18 protein-coding genes are annotated in these 21058 nt (G+C 65.0%); 12 read left to right on the top strand and 6 right to left on the bottom strand.

What is annotated here, in order from left to right; all coding sequences use genetic code 11:
- Positions 1-53 precede the first annotated feature (53 nt).
- From UIB01_RS16180 to UIB01_RS16205, 6 genes are all read right to left on the bottom strand, one after another.
- On the bottom strand, positions 54-770 hold the full coding sequence (locus UIB01_RS16180; protein ID WP_038662714.1) for an ABC transporter ATP-binding protein: 717 nt from the start codon (positions 768-770) through the stop codon (positions 54-56).
- Positions 767-1543 (bottom strand): ABC transporter ATP-binding protein, encoded by a 777-nt coding sequence (locus tag UIB01_RS16185; RefSeq protein ID WP_038662717.1) that lies wholly within the window; start codon positions 1541-1543, stop codon positions 767-769. The genes UIB01_RS16180 and UIB01_RS16185 overlap by 4 nt, the downstream gene beginning before the upstream one ends.
- Positions 1544-1841: 298 nt before the next feature.
- Complete coding sequence (locus UIB01_RS16190; RefSeq protein ID WP_038662719.1) at positions 1842-3107, bottom strand: OprD family porin; 1266 nt, start codon at positions 3105-3107, stop codon at positions 1842-1844.
- Positions 3108-3209: 102 nt separating this feature from the next.
- On the bottom strand, positions 3210-3815 hold the full coding sequence (locus tag UIB01_RS16195; RefSeq protein ID WP_038662722.1) for a peroxidase-related enzyme: 606 nt from the start codon (positions 3813-3815) through the stop codon (positions 3210-3212).
- A gap of 64 nt (positions 3816-3879) precedes the next feature.
- The gene (locus UIB01_RS16200; protein ID WP_038662725.1) at positions 3880-5562 is read right to left on the bottom strand and encodes an AMP-binding protein; all 1683 of its coding nucleotides are present in this window, start codon (positions 5560-5562) and stop codon (positions 3880-3882) included.
- 382 nt (positions 5563-5944) lie between these two features.
- On the bottom strand, positions 5945-6976 hold the full coding sequence (locus UIB01_RS16205; protein WP_038662729.1) for a UV damage endonuclease UvsE: 1032 nt from the start codon (positions 6974-6976) through the stop codon (positions 5945-5947).
- Positions 6977-7297: 321 nt separating this feature from the next.
- Between UIB01_RS16205 and UIB01_RS16210 the strand changes: the two genes are divergently transcribed.
- The 12 genes from UIB01_RS16210 (at position 7298) to UIB01_RS16265 (ending at position 21009) form a co-directional block, all read left to right on the top strand.
- The gene (locus tag UIB01_RS16210) at positions 7298-8461 is read left to right on the top strand and encodes an isovaleryl-CoA dehydrogenase (protein ID WP_038662732.1); all 1164 of its coding nucleotides are present in this window, start codon (positions 7298-7300) and stop codon (positions 8459-8461) included.
- A 113-nt stretch (positions 8462-8574) separates the two neighbouring features.
- Complete coding sequence (locus UIB01_RS16215; RefSeq protein WP_038662735.1) at positions 8575-10182, top strand: carboxyl transferase domain-containing protein; 1608 nt, start codon at positions 8575-8577, stop codon at positions 10180-10182.
- A gap of 57 nt (positions 10183-10239) precedes the next feature.
- Positions 10240-11037, top strand: a complete 798-nt coding sequence (locus tag UIB01_RS16220) for a gamma-carboxygeranoyl-CoA hydratase (RefSeq protein WP_038662738.1) — start codon at positions 10240-10242, stop codon at positions 11035-11037.
- Positions 11037-12947, top strand: coding sequence for an acetyl/propionyl/methylcrotonyl-CoA carboxylase subunit alpha (locus tag UIB01_RS16225; protein ID WP_038662741.1), 1911 nt, complete (start codon positions 11037-11039; stop codon positions 12945-12947). Before UIB01_RS16220 ends, UIB01_RS16225 begins: the two co-directional genes overlap by 1 nt.
- Before the next feature lie 176 nt (positions 12948-13123).
- A complete protein-coding gene (locus UIB01_RS16230) occupies positions 13124-14023 on the top strand; it encodes a hydroxymethylglutaryl-CoA lyase (protein ID WP_038662745.1) in 900 nt (299 codons plus the stop codon).
- Between the two features lie 85 nt (positions 14024-14108).
- A complete protein-coding gene (locus UIB01_RS16235; protein WP_038662748.1) occupies positions 14109-14804 on the top strand; it encodes a CoA transferase subunit A in 696 nt (231 codons plus the stop codon).
- Between the two features lie 4 nt (positions 14805-14808).
- Positions 14809-15438, top strand: a complete 630-nt coding sequence (locus UIB01_RS16240; protein WP_038662751.1) for a CoA transferase subunit B — start codon at positions 14809-14811, stop codon at positions 15436-15438.
- A 258-nt stretch (positions 15439-15696) separates the two neighbouring features.
- Complete coding sequence (locus UIB01_RS16245) at positions 15697-16878, top strand: acetyl-CoA C-acetyltransferase (RefSeq protein WP_038662754.1); 1182 nt, start codon at positions 15697-15699, stop codon at positions 16876-16878.
- 77 nt (positions 16879-16955) lie between these two features.
- The gene (locus UIB01_RS16250) at positions 16956-17354 is read left to right on the top strand and encodes a MerR family transcriptional regulator (RefSeq protein ID WP_038662757.1); all 399 of its coding nucleotides are present in this window, start codon (positions 16956-16958) and stop codon (positions 17352-17354) included.
- A gap of 406 nt (positions 17355-17760) precedes the next feature.
- Positions 17761-18846 (top strand): TRAP transporter substrate-binding protein, encoded by a 1086-nt coding sequence (locus tag UIB01_RS16255; protein ID WP_038662759.1) that lies wholly within the window; start codon positions 17761-17763, stop codon positions 18844-18846.
- Positions 18847-19019: 173 nt separating this feature from the next.
- Positions 19020-19622, top strand: a complete 603-nt coding sequence (locus UIB01_RS16260; RefSeq protein ID WP_038662763.1) for a TRAP transporter small permease subunit — start codon at positions 19020-19022, stop codon at positions 19620-19622.
- Between the two features lie 16 nt (positions 19623-19638).
- Entirely contained in the window at positions 19639-21009 is a 1371-nt protein-coding gene (locus UIB01_RS16265; RefSeq protein ID WP_038662766.1) for a TRAP transporter large permease, read from the top strand.
- Positions 21010-21058 lie beyond the last annotated feature (49 nt).

Here is a 21058-nt window from a genome sequence, read left to right on the forward strand (position 1 = left end):
TTGTTGTGGTTCGGGCCGGCATCCACTGCGGCCGGTTTACAGCTTCCTGAGGTTCACACCCCGAGACAGGAATTGAGGAAGTCCTTCTTCGAATCCAGCTCCGCCGCCTCGATCTCCTCGATGATGCGGCCGTGCTCCATGACGTAATGGCGGTCGGCCAACGGCGCGGCGAAGCGGAAGTTCTGCTCCACCAGGACGATGGTCAGGCCGCGCTGCTTGAGCTTGATCAGTACCTCGCCAAGCTTCTGCACGATGACCGGCGCCAGGCCTTCGGTGATCTCGTCGAGCAGCAGCAGGTTGGCACCGGTGCGCAGGATGCGCGCCATGGCCAGCATCTGCTGCTCGCCGCCGGAGAGCCGCGTGCCCTGACTGAAGCGGCGCTCGTAGAGGTTGGGAAACATCTCGTAGAGTTCGTCCAGGCTCATGCCGCCGCTGCGCACCGTCGGCGGCAGCAGCAGGTTCTCCTCGACGCTCAGGCTGGCGAAGATGCCGCGCTCTTCCGGGCAGTAGCCAACGCCCAGCCGCGGAATCTGGTGGGCCGGCATGCCGATGGTCTCGTTGCCGTTGACCACGATGGAGCCGGTGCGGCGCCCGACCATGTTCATGATCGCCCGCAGCGTGGTGGAGCGCCCGGCGCCGTTGCGTCCGAGCAGGGTCACCAGCTCGCCGCGGCCGACCACCAGATCGACACCATGCAGAATGTGCGACTCGCCGTAGAAGGCGTGAAGATCGCTGACGCGCAGCTGATCGCGGTCCATGGGTGGGGTCATGCGTGCGCCTCCTCGAGTGTCGCGGCTTCGCTGCCGAGATAGGCTTCGCGCACCTGCGGGTTGGCCGAAACGCTTTCGTAGTCGCCTTCGGCGAGAACCGAGCCGCGCGCCAGCACGGTGATGCGATCGCACAGGCGGCTGACCACGCTGAGGTTGTGCTCGACCATCAGCACCGTGCGGTTGGCGGCCGCCTTGCGCACCAGCTCGACGACCATGTCGACGTCCTCGCTGCCCATGCCTTGGGTCGGTTCGTCGAGCAGCAGCACGAAGGGGTCGAGCGCCAGGGTGGTGGCCAGCTCCAGCGCGCGCTTGCGGCCGTAGGGCAGCTCGACGGCGAGGGTCTGGGCGAAGGACTGCAGGTCGACCTCGGCAAGCAGCTGCATCACCTTGTCGTCCAGCTCGCGCAGACTGCGTTCGGACTTCCAGAAGTGGAAGGAATTGCCCATCTTCTGCTGCAGCGCGACACGCACGTTCTCCAGCACGCTCATGTGGCCGAACACCGCCGAAATCTGAAACGAACGCACCAGGCCGAGCCGGGCGATCTCGTTGGCCTTCATCGAGGTGATGTTCTTGCCGCGATAGAGGATCTCGCCGCGAGTGGGCGTGAGGAATTTGGTGAGCAGATTGAATACGGTGGTCTTGCCGGCGCCATTGGGGCCGATAAGCGCATGGATGTGACCCTGACGGACCTTCAGATCGACGGAATCCACGGCGGTGAAGCCGCGAAACTCCTTGGTCAGGCCGCGCGTTTCCAGCACGAACTCTGGTTCCATGGGGTGCCCTCTAACCTTGATTGTTTTTGTTGGTTATGGCGCAGGTCGCTGCATGACCTTTACGTAAACGATAACAATCAGTTTCCGTATACGGCAAGTAGCTTTTTCAAACGGCTGATTGAGCGGTAAAGCGGGCAAATCAGAGGCAAAAGGCCAGTATTTGCCGCGCCATTGAGGTAGTTGGTTTGCATCGGCGATGCAAACCGCGAGCGCCGAGAGAAGACCCGGCCGACGCAGAAAAAGCCGGGCCTATGCGGCCCGGAAATTTCCAACGAGGAGGTTCACAGCGGTTTCGCGGTTACCACAACGGCAGGCTGTAGCTGACGATGACGCGGTTCTCGTCCAGATCGCTCTGGAAGTTGCTTCGCGTGGTGGCGTTGCGCAGCTTGAGGCCAAGGTTTTTCAGCGGGCCGCTCTGGATGACGTAGGCGATGTCGGTGTTGCGCTCCCAGGTCTTGCCTTCGCTGGCGCCAGCGCCGCGGTCGACGTTATCGCCGGAGACGTAGCGAGTCATCAGGCTCAGCCCGGGAATGCCCATGGCGGCGAAGTCGTAGTCGTAGCGGACCTGCCAGGAACGCTCGTCCTGGTTACCGAAATCGTTGATCTGCAGCAGGTTGATCAACGCGTTATCGCCACCGGCGACGTAGGCGAAACCGGTATCGCCGCTCATGTGCTGGTAACCGCCAGTAAAGGCGTGACCGCCATGCTTGTAGGTGAACAGCGCGCCGAAGGCATCGTTGTCGACGTTGCTGCCGCCATCGTCGGTGGAGCGCACATAGCGCAGGTCGGTCTTGAAGCTCTGCGACTCGCCGATCGGCAGCACATGGACCAGGCTGAGGTTGTGCTGGTCGTAGATGCCGTCCAGCCCACCGTAGTAATAGCTGGTGGCCAATTGTGGCGACCAGTCGTAGCGCCCGCCGGCGAAGAGAAACTCGTCGCTCGTCGTATTGCTGCCAAAGGTAATGTTGCGCAGCCCGCCATTGAACACCGTCATCTCTTCGTAGTTGGAAGAGTCGCGGTAGCTGGTGCGATCCAGCATGCCGAGATCCAGCGTGAGGCCTTCGACGTCCTTGCTCTGCAGCCAGGCGCCGCGATAGATGTTCGGCAGCAGGCGGCTGTCGTTGCGCATCAGCACCGGAATCACCGGTTGCAGGGTCCCCACGTGCAGCGTGGTGGCGGACAGCTTGGCCTTCGCCGTCAGGCCTGCCGTGCCGTAGTCGTCCGCCGGTTCACCGGAAGCCGAGCGTGGCAGGAGGCCAGTGCCGCCGCGACCGGAGCCGGAGTCGAGCTTGACGCCGAGCAGGCCGATGGCATCCAGACCGAAGCCGACCGGGCCTTCGGTGTAGCCGGACTCCATTTTCAGGATGAAGCCCTGGGCCCACTCCTCGGCCTTGGACTGAGCGGCGCCAGATTGCCGGAAGTCGCGGTTCATATAGAAGTTGCGCAGTTCGACAGCGGCCTTGCTGTCTTCGATGAAAGCGGCCGAGGCCACGTTCGATGCACCGAGGGCGATGGCCGCGATGCTGGCGGACAGGACGGTTCGGCTTGCTGGTTTCAGTTGCATAGCTTTCTCTCTTGTTGTTGTGATCGTTGATGCAGCTGTTGAGCCCGACTGCGAACTGCCCGGGCTCGGATTACCACGTCATGCGGTAATGCGGTGTCGCGCTCAGCGCGCGGTGCTTCTGGGCACGCGGCCCAGCAGGTAGAACTCGTCGTTGGGCGGGGTGCGCGCCATCGACACCAGGCGGTTGGAGAGGCCGAACAGCCCGGCGATGGCGCCGATGTCCCAGATGTCGTCGAGGCTGAAGCCCTGGGCTTCCAGCCGTCCCTGCCAGGCGTCGTCCAGCACGCCGCGCTCAGCGGCCAGATGCGCCGCAAAATCGAGCATCGTGCGCTGACGTTCGGAGATCGGCGCGGTGCGGTAATTGACGGCGATCTGGTCGGCCAGCTGCGCGTCCTTGGCGAGGATGCGCAGGATCGCGCCATGGGTGACCACGCAATACAGGCAGCCGTGATCGGCGCTGACCGCCACCACGATCATCTCCTTCTCGGCCTGGGTCAGGCTGTCGGCTTCGCGCTCCATCAGCGCATCGTGATAGGCGAAGAAGGCACGGAACTCCGCCGGCCGATGGGCCAGCATGAGAAACACGTTGGGAATGAAACCGGCCTTTTCCTGCACGGCGAGAATCCGTTCGCGCAGGTCGGCGGGTAGCGCGTCGAGACTATCGGGCAGCGGAAAACGGCTGATCGGCTGAGTAATGGGCAGCGTCATGGAAAGCTCCGTAAACGTGAACGGACTTCGAAGGGGACAGCCGGGCAAACCCGGCCGGTGCCGGTCAGTGCTGTTCGCTGATGCCCAGCTCGACCACGCTGATTTCGCGCATGCGGAACTTCTGCACCTTGCCGCTGATGGTCATCGGGAAGTCGTCGACGAAGCGGATGTGCCGCGGCGTCTTGAAGTGGGCAATGCGGCCCTTGCAGAACTCGCGCAGCGCCTCGGCCTCGACCTGATGGCCCGGGTGCAGCTTGACCCAGGCGACGATCTCCTCGCCGAACTTGCTGTCCGGCACGCCGATCACCTGCACGTCGGCGACCGCCGGATGGGTGAAGAGAAATTCCTCGATCTCGCGCGGGTACACGTTCTCGCCGCCGCGGATGATCATGTCCTTGTTGCGGCCGACGATCTTGATGTAACCCTCATCGTCCATCACCGCGAGGTCGCCGGTGTGCATCCAGCGCGCGCCGTCGATGGCCTCGCGGGTGGCGTCAGGGTTGTTCCAGTAGCCGAGCATCACGCTGTAGCCGCGGGTGCAGAGTTCGCCGATCTGCCCGCGCGGCACTACCGCGCCGTGCTCGTCGACGATCTTGCTTTCCAGATGCGGCTGGGTGCGGCCGACGCTGGTCACGCGGCGTTCCAGGTCGTCGTCGGCGCTGGTCTGGGTGGAGACCGGGCTGGTTTCGGTCATGCCGTAGGCAATCTGCATTTCCGCCAGGTGCATGTCGTCGATGACGCGTTTCATCACCTCGATCGGGCAGGTCGAGCCGGCCATGATGCCGGTGCGCAGGCTGCTCAGGTCCAGCGACTGGCGCTCCGGGTGGTCGAGCATGGCGATGAACATGGTCGGCACGCCGTACATGCCGGTGGCCTTTTCCTCGGCCGCGGCCTGCAGCGCCGCCAGCGGCTCGAAGGCGGCGCTCGGATAGATCATGGTGGTGCCATGGGTAACGCAACCGAGGTTGCCCATGACCATGCCGAAGCAGTGGTACAGCGGCACCGGGATCACCAGGCGGTCGTGCTCGGTCAGCCTGAGGCTCTCACCGACCATGTAGCCGTTGTTGAGGATGTTGTAGTGGCTGAGCGTGGCGCCCTTGGGGAAGCCCGTGGTGCCGGAGGTGTACTGGATGTTGATGGGGTCGTCGAACTGCAGGCGCTCGCCGCACTGGCGCAATTGCTCGGGGCCGACCTGCTCGGCCATCTCCATCAGCGCCTGCCACTGCAGCATGCCGTCCACCGGCTTGTCGCACAGGCTGATCACCCCGCGCAGCTCCGGCAGCATATGACTCTGCAGGGCGCCGACAGCAGCGCTTTCCAGCTCCGGCAGCAGCTCGTGAAGCATGGCGTGGTAATCGGAGGTCTTGAAGGCATCGGCGCAGATCAGCCAGCGGCAGCCGGATTGCTTCAAGGCGTACTCGAGTTCGCTGAGGCGGTAGGCGGGATTGATGTTGACCAGCACCACGCCGATCTTCGCCGTGGCGAACTGGGTGATGCACCACTGGGCATTGTTCGGCGACCAGATGCCCACTCGTTCGCCAGCTTGCAGTCCGAGGGCCAGCAGGCCACGCGCGCAACGGTCCACCGCCTCCGCCAGTTCCGCCCAGGTGTAGCGCAGCTGCTGATGGCGCACCACCAGGGCCTCACGCAGAGGGAAGCGCTCCACGGTACGGTCGAACGCCGCGCCGATGGTCATGGGCAACAGGGGTTTGCTCTGCGGTCCGCAGGTATAGCTCGGAAGACTCATGACGATTTTCCTCAGTCTTATGTTTGTTATGAGGCGTGCTCGCAAGGGCGCTGGCGCTGCTGACAGTCACCCTAGGCCACGATTACGTTAACGTAAAGGTAACCAGCTGACAATATGTCGCAGGGTAGGCGAAAGTCGAGGGGTAGCACGTAGTCAAATGGCCAGTATTTGGTGATGTATAACCTGGCTGCAGCCCTAGTGGGGCGCCTCACTGATGGGCTTCGACTCACGGAAACTGCGGTGCCCCCTTGGCGGGCTAAAGCCCACCCTACTGGGAGATCGTAGCCAGTCGAACCACTACGGTGCGGCGAGCATAACGGCAACGTTGTAGGGTGGGCTTCAGCCCACCAGAACGAGCCGAGGCGACAACCACATCTGCCGGCTACGGCGCCGTCACGCACTTTCGCTGGTACTCCTGATGGAAATCCAGCGCGGCGAGGTTCTTGTCCTTGGCTTCGAGCATGATGTCGAAGCGATCGAGAAACTGAAACGCATAGCGATTCGTCCAGCGGTTCCACATGCGTTTGCTATGCGCATAGAGGTCGCGCTTGCTGACCTGCTCCAGCAACTCGGGGATTTCCAGCTTCCGCTCCGGCGCGAAGCCCAGCTCCATCAGGCTCTCCTGCGGCTGCGAGTAGTGCATGGTCGGCCGTACGCCGCGCCAGCTTTCCAGAACGCGCTCGATGCGCGGGTCGTCCGGCTCGATGTAGCGGCCCTCGTGAATCCAGCAGTGATGGATATCCAGCACCACCGGCGCGAGGTCCGCGAGGCTCAGGCAGTCGTCCAGGCCATAGGTCTTTTCATCGTTCTCGAAGGTGATGCAGTGGCGCGCCTCGCTCGACAGGCGCGGCCACACGGCACGCACCCCCTCGGCGCCGAGACGCCCGGCGATATGCAGGTTGCATTTGAAGTCCTGGAAGCGCCGGCCGTAACCCATCATGCGGATCATGTCGGCGTGGTATTCGAATTCCGCCAGGCTGTTTTCCACGACCTGGGGCTTGTCCGATCCCAGCACGCAGTACTGGCCGGGATGCATCGACAGGCGGATATCGTGAGCCCGCGCCAGCTCGCCGATTGCGGCGAAACCCGCCTCGAGGCGGCGCTGCATTTCGGCACGGCGATAGAACGGCGCGATCTCGGCATGGCTGTAGAACGGCAGCAAGTCGCTGGACAGGCGCAACATGCGCAGCATCGGCGGTAACGTGGCGACGTATTCGAGCAACACCCGCTGAGCGCTCAGGTTGTGCGCGACGATCTCCTCGAGCTTCGCCTCCGCCGCTTCGCGTCCCGCCGAGGCCATCCAGCGCAGCGTGGTGCTGCGCGGATTGAAGGTGCGCTCGATGCGCTCCAGCTCCTTCAGCGAAAGGCTCTGTTGCGGGTGGCGATACATGCAGGCGAAGCCGATGCGGGGCATGGAGTTTTCTCGTCGGTGGCAGGCCGGCGTTGCGGCCACTGCCTGTTTAGTCCCGCCAGCCTCGCGGCGAGTGCCCCGCCACCGACGAAACACCACCGTAGGACCGACTACCGGCGGCCGCACCTTGGCAGGCCTATGCTTGCAGACATGCCGACTCGGCAGTGTGTTGACAGACCCGCAGCGGACCTTTACGTTAACGTAAAGCAGCGAACGATCATCCATACCGATGACCTAGAACCGCTACCAGAGCGCCGGCCTGCACTCCGCCGGACGAACGAATCCTCTGAAAACAGAACAATTACAAGACAAGCAGGTGGCCCCATGAACTACTCCAGCCTCAATTTCGCCCTCGGTGAAACCATCGACATGCTGCGCGAGCAGCTGCAGGCCTTCGTCGCCGCCGAGATTGCCCCGCGCGCCGAAGCCATCGATCAGGAAAACCTGTTCCCGGCGGACATGTGGAAGAAATTCGGCGAGATGGGTCTGCTCGGCGTGACCGTCTCCGAGGAGTACGGCGGTGCCGGCCTCGGCTACCTAGCCCACGTGGTGGCGATGGAAGAGATCAGCCGCGGCTCGGCCTCGGTCGCCCTCTCCTACGGCGCCCACTCCAACCTGTGCGTCAACCAGATCAACCGCAACGGCAACCCCGAGCAGAAGGCCCGCTACCTGCCCAAGCTGATCAGCGGCGAACACGTCGGTGCGCTGGCCATGAGCGAGCCGAATGCCGGCTCCGACGTGGTCTCCATGAAGCTGCGCGCCGAAAAGCGCGGCGACCGCTACGTGCTCAACGGCAGCAAGACCTGGATCACCAACGGCCCGGACGCCAACACCTACGTGATCTACGCCAAGACCGACCTGGACAAGGGCGCGCACGGCATCACCGCGTTCATCGTCGAGCGCGACTGGAAGGGTTTCTCCCGCGGCAACAAGTTCGACAAGCTCGGCATGCGCGGCTCCAACACCTGCGAGCTGTTCTTCGATGACGTCGAGGTGCCGGAAGAGAATGTGCTGGGCCTCGAGAACGGCGGCGTCAAGGTGCTGATGAGCGGCCTGGACTACGAACGCGTGGTGCTGGCCGGCGGCCCGACCGGGATCATGCAGTCCTGCCTCGATGTGGTGGTGCCCTACATCCACGACCGCAAGCAGTTCGGTCAGAGCATCGGCGAGTTCCAGTTCATCCAGGGCAAGGTGGCGGACATGTACACCCAGCTCAACGCCAGCCGCGCCTATCTCTACGCCGTCGCCCAGGCCTGCGACCGTGGCGAGACCACCCGCAAGGACGCCGCCGGGGTGATCCTCTATACCGCCGAAAACGCCACGCAGATGGCCCTGCAGGCGATCCAGATCCTCGGCGGCAACGGCTATATCAACGAATTCCCCACCGGCCGCCTGCTGCGTGACGCCAAGCTCTACGAGATCGGCGCCGGCACCAGCGAGATCCGCCGCATGCTGATCGGCCGCGAGCTGTTCAACGAATCCAGGTGAGCCTGCGGGCGGAAAGAACGCCCCAGCCTCGTAGGGTGGAAAACCGCGAAGCGTTTTCCACCGCAGTCGGTGGATGGCAGAGCCATCCATGATGGAATTGAACGGAGCCAACCATGGCCATCCTGCACACCCAGATCAATACCCGTTCACCGGAGTTCGCCGCCAACAGCGCGGCGATGCTCGACCAGGTGAACAACCTGCGCGCCCTGCTCGGCCGCGTCAGCGAAGGCGGTGGCGCCACCGCCCAGCAGCGCCATGTCTCACGCGGAAAGCTCTTGGTGCGCGAGCGCATCGACACCCTGCTCGACGCCGGCTCGGCCTTTCTCGAACTCGCGCCGTTGGCCGCCCATGAGGTCTACGGCGAAGACGTCGCCGCCGCCGGCGTGGTCGCGGGTATCGGCCGCGTCGAAGGCGTCGAGTGCATGATCATCGCCAACGACGCCACCGTTAAAGGCGGCACCTACTACCCGCTGACGGTGAAAAAGCACCTGCGCGCGCAGACCGTAGCCCGCGAAAATCGCCTGCCCTGCATCTACCTGGTGGACTCCGGCGGCGCCAACCTGCCGCGTCAGGACGAGGTGTTCCCGGACCGCGAACACTTTGGCCGCATCTTCTTCAACCAGGCCAACATGAGCGCCATGGGCATCCCGCAGATCGCAGTGGTGATGGGCTCCTGCACCGCCGGCGGCGCCTACGTGCCGGCGATGGCCGACGAGGCCATCATGGTGCGCAACCAGGCGACCATCTTCCTCGCCGGCCCGCCGCTGGTGAAGGCTGCCACCGGCGAAGTGGTAACTGCCGAGGACCTGGGCGGCGCCGACGTGCACTGCAAGACCAGCGGCGTCGCCGACCATTACGCCGAGAACGACGAACACGCGCTGGCCATCGCCCGCCGCTGTGTGGCCAACCTCAACTGGCGCAAGCTTGGCCAGCTGCAGACCCGCGAACCGCGTGCACCGCTGTATGCCACCGACGAGCTGTACGGTGTGATTCCGGCCCAGGCCAAGCAACCCTACGACGTGCGCGAAGTGATCGCGCGGCTGGTGGACGGCAGCGAGTTCGATGAATTCAAGGCGCTGTTCGGCACCACCCTGGTCTGCGGCTTCGCCCATCTGCACGGCTACCCGATCGCCATCCTCGCCAACAACGGCATCCTCTTCGCCGAGGCGGCGCAGAAAGGCGCGCACTTCATCGAACTGGCCTGCCAGCGCGGCATTCCGCTGCTGTTCCTGCAGAACATCACCGGCTTTATGGTCGGGCAGAAATACGAGGCCGGCGGCATCGCCAAGCACGGCGCCAAGCTGGTCACCGCGGTGGCTTGCGCCCAGGTGCCGAAATTCACCGTGCTCATCGGCGGCAGCTTCGGTGCCGGCAACTACGGCATGTGCGGCCGCGCCTACGACCCGCGTTTCCTGTGGATGTGGCCCAACGCACGCATCGCCGTGATGGGTGGAGAACAGGCCGCCGGGGTACTCGCCCAAGTCAAGCAGGAACAGAGCGAGCGTGCCGGCAAGAGTCTCGGCGACGACGAGGTAGCAGCGATCAAGCAGCCGATCCTCGAGCAGTACGAACGCCAGGGGCATCCCTATTACTCCAGCGCGCGACTGTGGGACGACGGCGTGATCGACCCGGCGCAGACCCGCGAGGTGCTCGGGCTGGCGTTGTCCGCCGCGCTGAATGCGCCGATCGAGCCGACCCGCTTCGGCGTGTTCCGCATGTAATCCGAGCCGCCGGCAGCCAAGCGCGCCGGCGACTGCAGTCGCATCGAGGATGCCGAGATGACCGATTTCCAGACCATCGAACTGAACAAAGACGCGCGCGGCGTGGCCACCCTCTGGCTCAACCGCGCGGACAAGAACAATGCCTTCGACGCCCGGGTGATCGGCGAACTGAACGCGGCGCTGGCCCAGGTGCAGGACGATGCGGGCATCCGCTTCCTGATCCTGCGCGGGCGCGGCAAGCATTTCTCCGCCGGCGCCGATCTGGGCTGGATGCGCGAGTCGGCCAAGCTCGACTACCAGGCCAATCTCGCCGACGCCCATGAACTCGGCGAGCTGATGCAGCGCCTCTACCAGCTGCCGCAGCCGACCCTGGCCGTGGTGCAGGGCGCGGCCTTCGGCGGCGCGCTGGGGCTGATCGCCTGCTGCGACATGGCCATCGGCGCCAGCGACGCGCTGTTCTGCCTGTCGGAAGTCCGCATCGGCCTGGCCCCGGCGGTGATCAGCCCGTTCGTGGTCAAGGCCATCGGCGAGCGCGCCGCCCGCCGCTACGCGCTGACCGCCGAACGCTTCGACGGCCAGCGCGCCCGCGAACTGGGCCTGCTCGCCGAAACCTATCCGGCCAGTGAACTGGACGCCGCGCTCGAGCAATGGGTCGACAACCTGCTGCTCAACAGCCCGCAGGCGCTCAAGGCCTGCAAGGAGCTATTACTGGAGGTGGGCGACGGCGATTTCGACGCCGACCTGCGCCAGACCACCGAACAGGCCATCGCGCGCCTGCGCACCAGCCCGGAAGGTCAGGAAGGCCTGAGCGCCTTCCTGGAAAAACGTAAGCCGGCCTGGCAGGAGAACAAGTAATGAATCGTCCTATCGATACCCTGCTGGTGGCCAACCGCGGCGAGATCGCCTGCCGTGTGATGCGCACCGCCAAGGCCATGGGCCTGACCACCGTTGCCGTGCACAGCGCCATCGACGCCAGCGCGCGCCACGCCCGCGAAGCCGATATCCGCATAGACCTCGGCGGCGCCAAGCCGGCCGAGAGCTACCTGCGCATCGACAAGCTGATCGAAGCAGCCCGCGCCAGCGGTGCCCAGGCGATCCACCCGGGCTACGGCTTCCTCTCGGAGAACGCCGAGTTCGCTCGCGCCATCGAACAGGCCGGGCTGATCTTCCTCGGCCCGCCCGCCTCTGCCATCGACGCCATGGGCAGCAAGTCCGCCGCCAAAGCGCTGATGGAAGAAGCCGGCGTACCGCTGGTGCCGGGGTATCACGGCCAGGCCCAGGACTACGAAACCTTCCGCGCCGCCGCCGAGACCATCGGCTACCCGGTGCTGCTCAAGGCCACCGCCGGCGGTGGCGGCAAGGGCATGAAGGTGGTCGAGCGCGAGGCCGATCTGGCCGAAGCGCTGGCCTCCGCCCAGCGCGAGGCGCAGTCGTCGTTCGGCGATTCGCGCATGCTGGTCGAGAAATACGTGCTCAAGCCGCGTCACGTGGAGATCCAGGTATTCGCCGACCAGCACGGCAACTGCCTGTACCTCAACGAGCGCGACTGCTCGATCCAGCGCCGCCATCAGAAAGTCATCGAGGAAGCGCCGGCGCCCGGCCTGACCCCGGCATTGCGCCGCGCCATGGGTGAGGCGGCGGTAAAGGCGGCGCAGGCGATCGGCTACGTCGGTGCCGGCACGGTGGAGTTCCTGCTCGATGCCCGCGGCGAATTCTTCTTTATGGAGATGAATACCCGCCTGCAGGTCGAGCACCCGGTCACGGAGGCCATCACCGGCCTCGATCTGGTTGCCTGGCAGATTCGCGTCGCCCGCGGCGAGCCGCTGCCGATCAGCCAGGCGCAGGTGCCGCTGATCGGTCATGCCATCGAAGTGCGGCTGTACGCCGAAGACCCGGACAACGATTTCCTCCCGGCCACCGGCACCCTCGAGCTCTACCGTGAAGCGGCGGAAGGCCCGGGGCGTCGCGTCGACAGCGGCGTCGCCGAGGGCGATACGGTGTCGCCGTTCTACGACCCCATGCTCGGCAAGCTGATCGCCTGGGGCGAGAACCGCGAGGAAGCGCGTCTGCGCCTCTTGGCCATGCTCGACGAGACCGCCGTCGGCGGCGTGCGCACCAACCTCGCCTTCCTGCGCCGCGTCGTCGGCCACCGCGCATTCGCCGAGGCCGAGCTGGATACCGGCTTTATTCCACGCCACGAAAGCGAACTGCTGCGTCCGGCCGGCGAGCTGTCCGATGCCTTCTGGCAACAGGCTGCCGAGTGCTTCGTGCAGAGCGAGCCGGCCACCGTTCGCGGCGACGATGCCCATTCGCCGTGGTCCAAGCGCAGCGGGCTGCGTTTCGGCATGCCGGCGCAGATCAGCCTGCATCTGCAGTGCAATGGCGAGAGCCGCCGGCTGAAGGTCGATCCCGCAGCGCAGCAGCCAAACGCGCGCACGCCCAGGGCGATCCGCCAGGGTGGTGCGCTGTATCTGCAGTGGAACGGCGAATGGCTGGCCGTGCGCGCCTTCGACCCCATCGCAGAAGCCGAAGCAAGCCACCAGCATCACGGCGGCCTGACCGCGCCGATGAACGGCAGCATCGTTCGTGTACTGGTGGAGGCCGGCCAGCATGTCGAGGCCGGCACCGCACTGATCGTGCTGGAAGCGATGAAGATGGAACACAGCATCCGCAGTGCCGAGGCCGGCGTGGTCAAGAGCCTGTTCTGCAGCGAAGGCGAGATGGTCAGCGAAGGCGCGGTGCTGCTGGAGATGGAAGAGGCCTGAAGGATGCACAAGGTGGGCAAGGCTTCGCCGTTGTCCACCCTACGCATGAACGCAAGGCCATAGGGTGGAAAACGCCGCAGGCTTTTCCACCGACACCAGGCACCGGCCCCGTCCGGATGCCGGATGACAGAAATAAACCGGTGAGCGCGCCAATCGCGCTCACCCCAGGAGGACATATGAGCCTGCCCAAACAGGTCCGGCTGGTGGAAGTCGGCCCGCGCGACGGTCTGCAGAACGAGCAGCAGCCGATCAGCGTGGCGGACAAGGTGCGCCTGGTGGACGACCTGAGCGCCGCCGGGCTGTCCTATATCGAAGTCGGCAGCTTCGTCTCGCCCAAATGGGTGCCGCAGATGGCGGGCTCCGCCGAGGTCTTCGCGCAGATCCAGCAAAAGCCGGGCGTCACCTACGCGGCGCTGACGCCGAACATGAAGGGGCTGGAAGCGGCGATTGAGGCCGGTGTGAAGGAGGTCGCGGTGTTCGGTGCCGCCTCCGAAGCCTTCTCGCAGAAGAACATCAACTGCTCCATCGCTGAGAGCCTGGCGCGCTTCGCGCCGCTGATGGAGGCAGCCCGCGAGCAGGACATCCGTGTGCGTGGCTACGTTTCCTGCGTGCTTGGCTGCCCCTACGAAGGTGAGGTGGCACCGGCCAAGGTCGCCGAAGTCGCCCGCGAGCTTTACGCCATGGGCTGCTACGAGGTTTCCCTTGGCGACACCATCGGCACCGGCACGCCGGGCAAGACCCGCACGCTATTCGACACGGTAGCTCGTGAAGTGCCACGCGAACGACTCGCCGGGCATTTTCACGACACCTATGGCCAGGCGCTGGCGAATATCTATGCCAGCCTGCTGGAAGGCATCGCGGTGTTCGACAGCTCGGTCGCCGGCCTCGGCGGTTGCCCCTACGCCAAAGGCGCCAGCGGCAATGTCGCCAGCGAAGACGTGCTGTACATGTTCAACGGGCTGGACATAGCCACCGGCATCGACCTCGATGCGTTGATCGCCGCCGGCCAGCGCATCAGCCAGCTGCTGGGGCGTGTCAACGGTTCGCGGGTAGCCCGCGCCAGGCAAGCCGGTTAGCGGCATCGTTCTTGCTAAACCCTATTCGTCGGGCGCCCATTCAGGTAGCGCCCGGCGCAGACAGAACAACAAGTAGAGGTAATTCATGAACAAGATTTACCCCAGCGCCGCCCACGCCCTGGAAGGGTTGGTTCAGGACGGCATGACTATCGCCGTCGGCGGCTTCGGCCTGTGCGGCATTCCCGAGCAGCTGATCGCCGCCCTGCGCGACAGCGGCAAGAAAGACCTGACTGCCATCAGCAACAACGCCGGCGTCGACGGCTTCGGTCTCGGCCTGCTCCTGGAGACGCGGCAGATCAGCAAGATGGTTTCCTCCTACGTGGGTGAGAACAAGGAGTTCGAGCGCCAGTATCTGGCCGGCGAGCTGGCCTTGGAATTTACCCCGCAGGGCACCTTGGCCGAGAAGCTGCGTGCCGGCGGCGCGGGCATCCCGGCGTTCTACACCAAGACCGGTTACGGCACCCTGGTGGCCGAAGGCAAGGAGACCCGCCAGTTCAAAGGCGAGTGGTACGTGATGGAGGAATCCCTCACCGCGGACCTGGCCCTGGTCAAGGCGTGGAAGGCCGACAAGGCCGGCAACCTGCTGTTTCGCAAGACCGCGCGTAACTTCAACCCGCTGGCAGCGATGGCCGGCGAGGTCTGCGTCGTCGAGGTGGAGGAGATCGTCGAGACCGGCGAGCTGGACCCGGACCAGATCCACCTGCCGGGCATCTACGTGCATCGCATCGTGCACAACCCGAACCCGGAAAAACGCATCGAAAAACGCACGGTGAGGAGCTGAGACCATGGCCTGGACACGTGAACAGATGGCGCAGCGCGCCGCCCAGGAGCTGCAGGACGGCTTCTACGTCAACCTCGGTATCGGCCTGCCGACCCTGGTCGCCAACTACATCCCCGAGGGCATGGACGTCTGGCTGCAGAGCGAGAACGGTCTGCTCGGCATCGGCCCCTTCCCGACCGAGGAAGAGATCGACCCGGACCTGATCAACGCCGGCAAGCAGACCGTCACCGCGCTGCCCGGCTCGAGCTTCTTCGACAACGCGCAAAGCTTCGCGATGATCCGCGGCGGTCACATCAACCTGGCCATCCTCGGTGCCATGCAGGTGTCGGAAAAGGGCGACCTGGCCAACTGGATGATCCCCGGCAAGATGGTCAAGGGCATGGGCGGCGCGATGGACCTGGTGGCCGGCGTCAAGCGCGTCGTGGTGCTGATGGAGCACACTGCCAAGGGCGGCGCGCACAAGATCCTGCCGGCTTGCGATCTGCCGCTGACCGGCCTCGGCGTGGTCGACCGGATCATCACCGACCTCGGCGTACTGGACGTCACCGAGCAAGGCCTGAAGCTGGTCGAACTGGCCGAAGGCGTCAGCTTCGATGAGCTGCAAGAGGCTACCTGCAGCCCGATCCAGCGCTGAAGCCAGCGTGCGGGAAGAACGCCGGAGCATCCCTTGTCCGCCGCGTCTTCCCGCCTGCCCCGAACGCCCTCGAGCCGGCTGCCCGCCAGCACTGGCCAGTCACTGAGGCGCCCGTATACTGCGGCATTGACCGGTCTGCCAGCGCGCTGACCAACGGCTTGCCCCCTGTCGTTCGAGGGCACCCTTTCCCGGAGCCAGGCCGCGTGTCTGGCCCTCGCGTTACGCCCCGGCGTAACGCTTTTTTATTCGGAGTCCGTCATGCAAGACGTCGTCATCGTAGCTGCAACCCGCACCGCCATCGGCAGTTTCCAGGGCGCGCTGGCCAATGTGCCGGCGGTCGAGCTGGGCGCCACCGTGATCCGCGCCCTGCTGGAAAAAACCGGCATCGATCCGGCCCAGGTCGATGAAGTCATCCTCGGCCATGTGCTCACCGCCGGCGCCGGGCAGAACACCGCACGCCAGGCATCGATCAAGGCCGGCCTGCCGCATGCCGTACCGGCCCTGACGCTGAACAAAGTCTGCGGCTCGGGCCTCAAGGCCGTGCATCTGGCCGTGCAGGCGATCCGCTGCGGCGACGCCGAGGTGGTCATCGCTGGCGGTATGGAGAACATGAGTCTGGCGCCCTACGTCATGCCCGGCGCGCGCACCGGCCTGCGCATGGGCCACGCGCAGATGGTCGACAGCATGATCACCGACGGCCTGTGGGATGCCTTCAACGACTACCACATGGGCATTACCGCCGAGAACCTGGCCGACAAGTACGGCATCGACCGCGCCCAGCAGGACGCCTTCGCCGCGCAATCGCAGCAGCGTGCCGCCGCCGCCATCGAAAGCGGCCGCTTCGATGCCGAGATCACCCCGGTGCTGATCCCGCAGCGCAAGGGCGATCCGCTCGCCTTCGCCCGTGACGAGCAGCCCCGCGCCGGCACCACGGCCGATTCCCTCGGCGGTCTGCGCGCAGCGTTCAAGAAGGACGGCAGCGTCACCGCCGGCAACGCTTCGACCCTCAACGACGGCGCCGCCGCGGTGGTGCTGATGAGCGCCAGCAAGGCCGAGGCCCTGGGCCTGCCGGTACTGGCGAAGATCGCCGGTTACGCCAACGCGGGCGTCGACCCGGCGATCATGGGCATCGGCCCGGTTTCCGCTACCCGCCGCTGCCTGGAGAAAGCCAACTGGTCGCTGGCCGAACTGGACCTGATCGAAGCCAACGAAGCCTTCGCCGTGCAGGCGCTGTCAGTCGGTAAGGAATTGGGCTGGGATGCCGATAAGGTCAACGTGAACGGCGGCGCCATTGCCCTCGGCCACCCGATCGGCGCCTCGGGCTGCCGCATCCTGGTGACCCTGCTGCACGAGATGCAGCGTCGCGATGTTCGCAAGGGCCTGGCAACACTGTGCATCGGTGGTGGCCAGGGAGTAGCCTTGGCAGTCGAACGCCCCTGAGCGCACCGTCGCGGCAGGGCATGCTGGCAGACACGCGCCCGGTTCGCCGGGCGTGACAGAGGATGATCGGAAGAATCATGGCTAAACAGACCTACAGCATTTCCGACCTGGCCAACGAGCTGGATATCACCACTCGCGCCATCCGCTTCTACGAAGAACAGGGCATGCTCACGCCGACCCGCCGCGGTCAGGAACGCATCTATTCAGGCAAGGATCGCGTCGCGCTGAAGCTGATCCTGCGCGGCAAGCGCATCGGCTTCTCGCTGGCCGAATGCAAGACGCTGATCGAGCTGTACGACCCCAAGGCCGGCAACCAGAAGCAGCTGAACATCATGCTGCAGATGATCGCCGAGCGGCGCCAGCAGCTGGAGCAGCAGCTGCTCGACATCCAGCAGATGCAGCTGGAGCTGGACACCGCCGAGGAACGCTGCCGCACCGCCCTGGAAAATACCCTGGCCAAACAAGCCGCCAGCTGATCGCTCTCCTCTCCCCCATTTCTCTCATCCGGCGTCGCGTCCCGCGCAACGCCGGATTTCGTTTGCCCGCAGTCAGCTATTCAGTCGTCCACATAACTGGACATGTTCCAGAATTTCGGACACTGCCGCATTTCCTCCTGAGCAGTGTCTGCCGCAGCGGACACCGCTATCGCCCTGCAAACATTCGAACGCCGCTGCAGACCGCGCCTTTCCTCATCCGCGGGCGATAGGCACAGAACCTGCAATCCAGCCTACGACGCCAGAACAAACCAAAGAACAAGACTGGCGCCGGATCGGCAGCATCGGCTCGGCCTCTGTTCTTGTTCTGGCCTGTTAACGCCCTCGACCCACGGGCGGTTACGCGTCCGCCCTCGGGCACCAGAACAACAACAAGAAGGAAACCTGCATGTCGACCAAGAACAAACTCTCCCGTATCGCCTGCGCCATCGGCGCCACCACCCTACTCGGCGCCAGCCTGCTCAGTGGCGTCGCCAGTGCCGCGGAAAAGATCCGCTGGCAGGTGCCGCTGGCCTTCCCCTCGCACCTGATCGGCCTCTCCACACCGGTCAAGCATCTGTCCGAATCACTCAAGGCGGTGTCCGGCGGTGATATCCAGCTGCGCTACTACGAGCCGGGCGAGCTGGTGCCGCCGTTCGAGATCATGGATGCGGTTAGCAGCGGCAAGTACCCGGCCGGCTACACCTGGATCGGCTACGACCAGGGCACCATTCCGGCCCTGCCGCTGTACTCCGGCGCGCCATTCAACATGGAGCCGCCGGCGCACCTGGCCTGGTACTACCAGGGCGACGGCAAGAAGCTGCTCGAGGAGATCTATGCCCAGCGCAACATCCACCCGATGCTGTGCAGCATCATCGGCCCGGAAGGTGCCGGCTGGTTCGCCAAGCCCATCGAGAAGCTGGAGGACTTCGACGGCCTGCGCATCCGCTTCGCCGGCATCGGCGGCAAGGTGCTGGAAAAGCTCGGCGCCTCGGTGACCATGGTGCCGGGCGGCGAGATCTACCAGGCGCTGGAGCGCAAGACCATCGACGCCACCGAGTTCTCGCAGCCGGCGGTGGACAAGATGCTGGGCCTGGACCAGATCATCAAGAACTACATCATGCCCGGCTGGCACCAGACGCTGACTACCTCGCACCTGCTGGTGAACAAGGACGTCTGGGACAAGCTCAAGCCGGAAAGTCGCGCGCTGATCGAGATGGGTTGCGAGTCGGCCACCCTCAAGGGCTTCGCCGAAAGCGAGTGGGCCCAGCCGACCGCCCTGCGTGACTACCAGAAGCAGGGTGTGAAGGCCCAGGTACTGCCTGAGCCGGTACTGCGCGAGCTGCAGAAGGTCACCGATGAAGTGCTCGACGAGATGGCCGCCAAGGACGAGATGTTCAAGCGCGTGCTGACCAGCCAGCGCGAGTTCATGAAGCACCACTCGATCTGGCACGGCATGGGCTACCTGCCGCGCGACTTCTACAAGTACGACTGACGGCTACGCGCTGTGGCCTGTGCGGTGAGTGGGTTGAGGCATTGAGCAGCAACGCTGCATCGGGGCCATGGGCGCCGAAATTGACCAACCAGACTTACCAAACAGGCCACTAACCCGCGGGCACGGTAGCGTGCCCGCCTCCTATCCCTTGTGTCGAGATTTCGAGGTCCGCCGTGTCCTTCAAGCCCGTCTCTCCCGATGCGCCAGCGCCCGACGCGCTGCCGTACAACCGCATCTCGCGGCCGCTGGATCGTCTGCTGGTGGCCATCGGCGAAGCCAGCGCCTGGCTCTGGCTGGCGGTGCTGCTGGTCGTGCTGGCCAATGTGTTCAGCCGCTTCGCGCTCTCACGCGGCTCCATTGCGCTGGAGGAACTGTCCTGGCACCTGTTCGGCGCCGCCCTGATGCTCGCCCTCGCCTATGCCGTGGTGCGCGACGACCATGTGCGTGTCGACGTGCTGCGCGAACGCTTCAGCCTGCGCAGTCAGGCCTGGATCGAGCTGATCGCCATCCTGCTGCTGGCCCTGCCGGTGATCGCGCTGATGATCGATGCGCTGATCCCCTACGCCTACAAGGCCTACCTCTACAACGAGCGTTCCCAGGCGCCGAGTGGGTTGCCCTACCGCTTCATCTTCAAGAGCGTGCTGCCGCTGGGCTTGCTGCTGGTGGCACTGGCGCTGCTGTCCCGCGCGCTGCGCTGCAGCACCCTGCTGTTCAATTTCCCGCGGGCCCTGACGGCCCCCTCGGACGAGCGCGACCGCGTTCGTTCGCAGCCCTGATGGAGTAGTCGCAATCATGGGTCTGGAAGAAATCCTCGTCATCGCCATGTTCGCCAGCTTTATGGGCCTGCTGCTGCTCGGCTTTCCGGTCGCCTGGTCGCTGGCCGGCATCGGCCTGCTGTTCGCCGTGCTCGGCTATCTGCTGGTGGAACACTTCGACGCCAATCTCTGGTTCACTTGGGACGGCACCATCGGCGTGCTCGACGCGCGCATCTACGGCATCGTCGCCAATGAGCTGATGGTGGCCCTGCCACTGTTCATCTTCATGGGCATCATGCTCGACCGCTCCGGCATCGCCGAACGCCTGATGCACAGCCTGGTGCGCGTACTCGGCCCGCTGCGTGGCGGCTACGCGGTAACGGTGGTGGTGGTCGGCATCCTGCTCGCCGCCTCCACCGGCATCGTCGGTGCCTCGGTGGCACTGCTCGGCATGCTTTCCATCGGGCCGATGCTGCAGGCCAACTACAACAAGAGCCTCGCCGTCGGCACCGCCTGCTCGGTGGGGACGCTGGGCATCCTGATTCCGCCGAGCATCATGCTGGTGCTGATGGCCGACCGCCTCGGCACCTCGGAAGCCTCGGTGGGCAAGCTGTTCATGGGCGCGCTGATCCCCGGGATGATGCTGGCGCTGATGTACATCCTCTACATCGTGGTCGTCGCCTGGCTGAAAAAGGACTTCGCCCCGGCTCCGGCCAACCGGCCGAAGCTCGACGCCCGCGCGCTGCTCGACGTGTTCTGGGCCGTGGTGCCGCCGCTGGCGCTGATCTTCGCCGTGCTCGGCTCGATCTTCTTTGGCATCGCCACCACCACCGAGGCTTCGGCAGTCGGCGCCTTCGGGGCCTTGCTGATGGCCGCGGCCAGCCGACGCCTGAATCTGCCGGTGCTCAAGGATGCGCTGTACCAGACCAGCCGCACCGCCGCGTTCATCTTCGGCATCTTTATCGGCGCCACGGTGTTCGCTGCGGTGCTGCGCGGTCTGGGTGGCGATGATGTGATCCGCGCGGCGCTCACCGGCCTGCCGTTCGGCCAGACCGGCGTGCTGCTCACGGTGCTGGCGATCACTTTCCTGCTGGGGTTCTTCCTCGACTGGGTGGAGATCACCCTGATCATCCTGCCGCTGGTGGCGCCGGTGCTGTTTTCCATGGGCGTCGATCCGCTGTGGTTCGCGATCCTTTTCGCGCTGTGCCTGCAGACCTCGTTCCTCACGCCGCCGGTGGGCTTCGCGCTGTTCTACATCAAGGGCGTCTGCCCGCCTGGCATCACCACCCGCGATGTCTACCTCGGCGTGCTGCCCTACATCGTCATCCAGCTGATCGGCCTGGCCCTGGTGTTTTACTTCGCCCCGCTGGCCACCTGGCTGCCCAACGAAGTGTATTCCCAGCCCTGAGCCAGCCGGCTGCCTTGCCCGTGGCAGCCGGGGCCAACCATAATCGGCC

This window comes from Stutzerimonas decontaminans, assembly GCF_000661915.1.
Classification (GTDB): domain Bacteria; phylum Pseudomonadota; class Gammaproteobacteria; order Pseudomonadales; family Pseudomonadaceae; genus Stutzerimonas; species Stutzerimonas decontaminans.

Excerpts from the sequence above, each read along its gene's own strand:
- UIB01_RS16180 (WP_038662714.1), bottom strand. The coding sequence starts at position 770 with ATGACCCCACCCATGGACCGCGATCAGCTGCGCGTCAGCGATCTTCAC.
- UIB01_RS16185 (WP_038662717.1), bottom strand. The coding sequence starts at position 1,543 with ATGGAACCAGAGTTCGTGCTGGAAACGCGCGGCCTGACCAAGGAGTTT.
- UIB01_RS16190 (WP_038662719.1), bottom strand. The coding sequence starts at position 3,107 with ATGCAACTGAAACCAGCAAGCCGAACCGTCCTGTCCGCCAGCATCGCG.
- UIB01_RS16195 (WP_038662722.1), bottom strand. The coding sequence starts at position 3,815 with ATGACGCTGCCCATTACTCAGCCGATCAGCCGTTTTCCGCTGCCCGAT.
- UIB01_RS16200 (WP_038662725.1), bottom strand. The coding sequence starts at position 5,562 with ATGAGTCTTCCGAGCTATACCTGCGGACCGCAGAGCAAACCCCTGTTG.
- UIB01_RS16205 (WP_038662729.1), bottom strand. The coding sequence starts at position 6,976 with ATGCCCCGCATCGGCTTCGCCTGCATGTATCGCCACCCGCAACAGAGC.
- UIB01_RS16210 (WP_038662732.1), top strand. The coding sequence starts at position 7,298 with ATGAACTACTCCAGCCTCAATTTCGCCCTCGGTGAAACCATCGACATG.
- UIB01_RS16215 (WP_038662735.1), top strand. The coding sequence starts at position 8,575 with ATGGCCATCCTGCACACCCAGATCAATACCCGTTCACCGGAGTTCGCC.
- UIB01_RS16220 (WP_038662738.1), top strand. The coding sequence starts at position 10,240 with ATGACCGATTTCCAGACCATCGAACTGAACAAAGACGCGCGCGGCGTG.
- UIB01_RS16225 (WP_038662741.1), top strand. The coding sequence starts at position 11,037 with ATGAATCGTCCTATCGATACCCTGCTGGTGGCCAACCGCGGCGAGATC.
- UIB01_RS16230 (WP_038662745.1), top strand. The coding sequence starts at position 13,124 with ATGAGCCTGCCCAAACAGGTCCGGCTGGTGGAAGTCGGCCCGCGCGAC.
- UIB01_RS16235 (WP_038662748.1), top strand. The coding sequence starts at position 14,109 with ATGAACAAGATTTACCCCAGCGCCGCCCACGCCCTGGAAGGGTTGGTT.
- UIB01_RS16240 (WP_038662751.1), top strand. The coding sequence starts at position 14,809 with ATGGCCTGGACACGTGAACAGATGGCGCAGCGCGCCGCCCAGGAGCTG.
- UIB01_RS16245 (WP_038662754.1), top strand. The coding sequence starts at position 15,697 with ATGCAAGACGTCGTCATCGTAGCTGCAACCCGCACCGCCATCGGCAGT.
- UIB01_RS16250 (WP_038662757.1), top strand. The coding sequence starts at position 16,956 with ATGGCTAAACAGACCTACAGCATTTCCGACCTGGCCAACGAGCTGGAT.
- UIB01_RS16255 (WP_038662759.1), top strand. The coding sequence starts at position 17,761 with ATGTCGACCAAGAACAAACTCTCCCGTATCGCCTGCGCCATCGGCGCC.
- UIB01_RS16265 (WP_038662766.1), top strand. The coding sequence starts at position 19,639 with ATGGGTCTGGAAGAAATCCTCGTCATCGCCATGTTCGCCAGCTTTATG.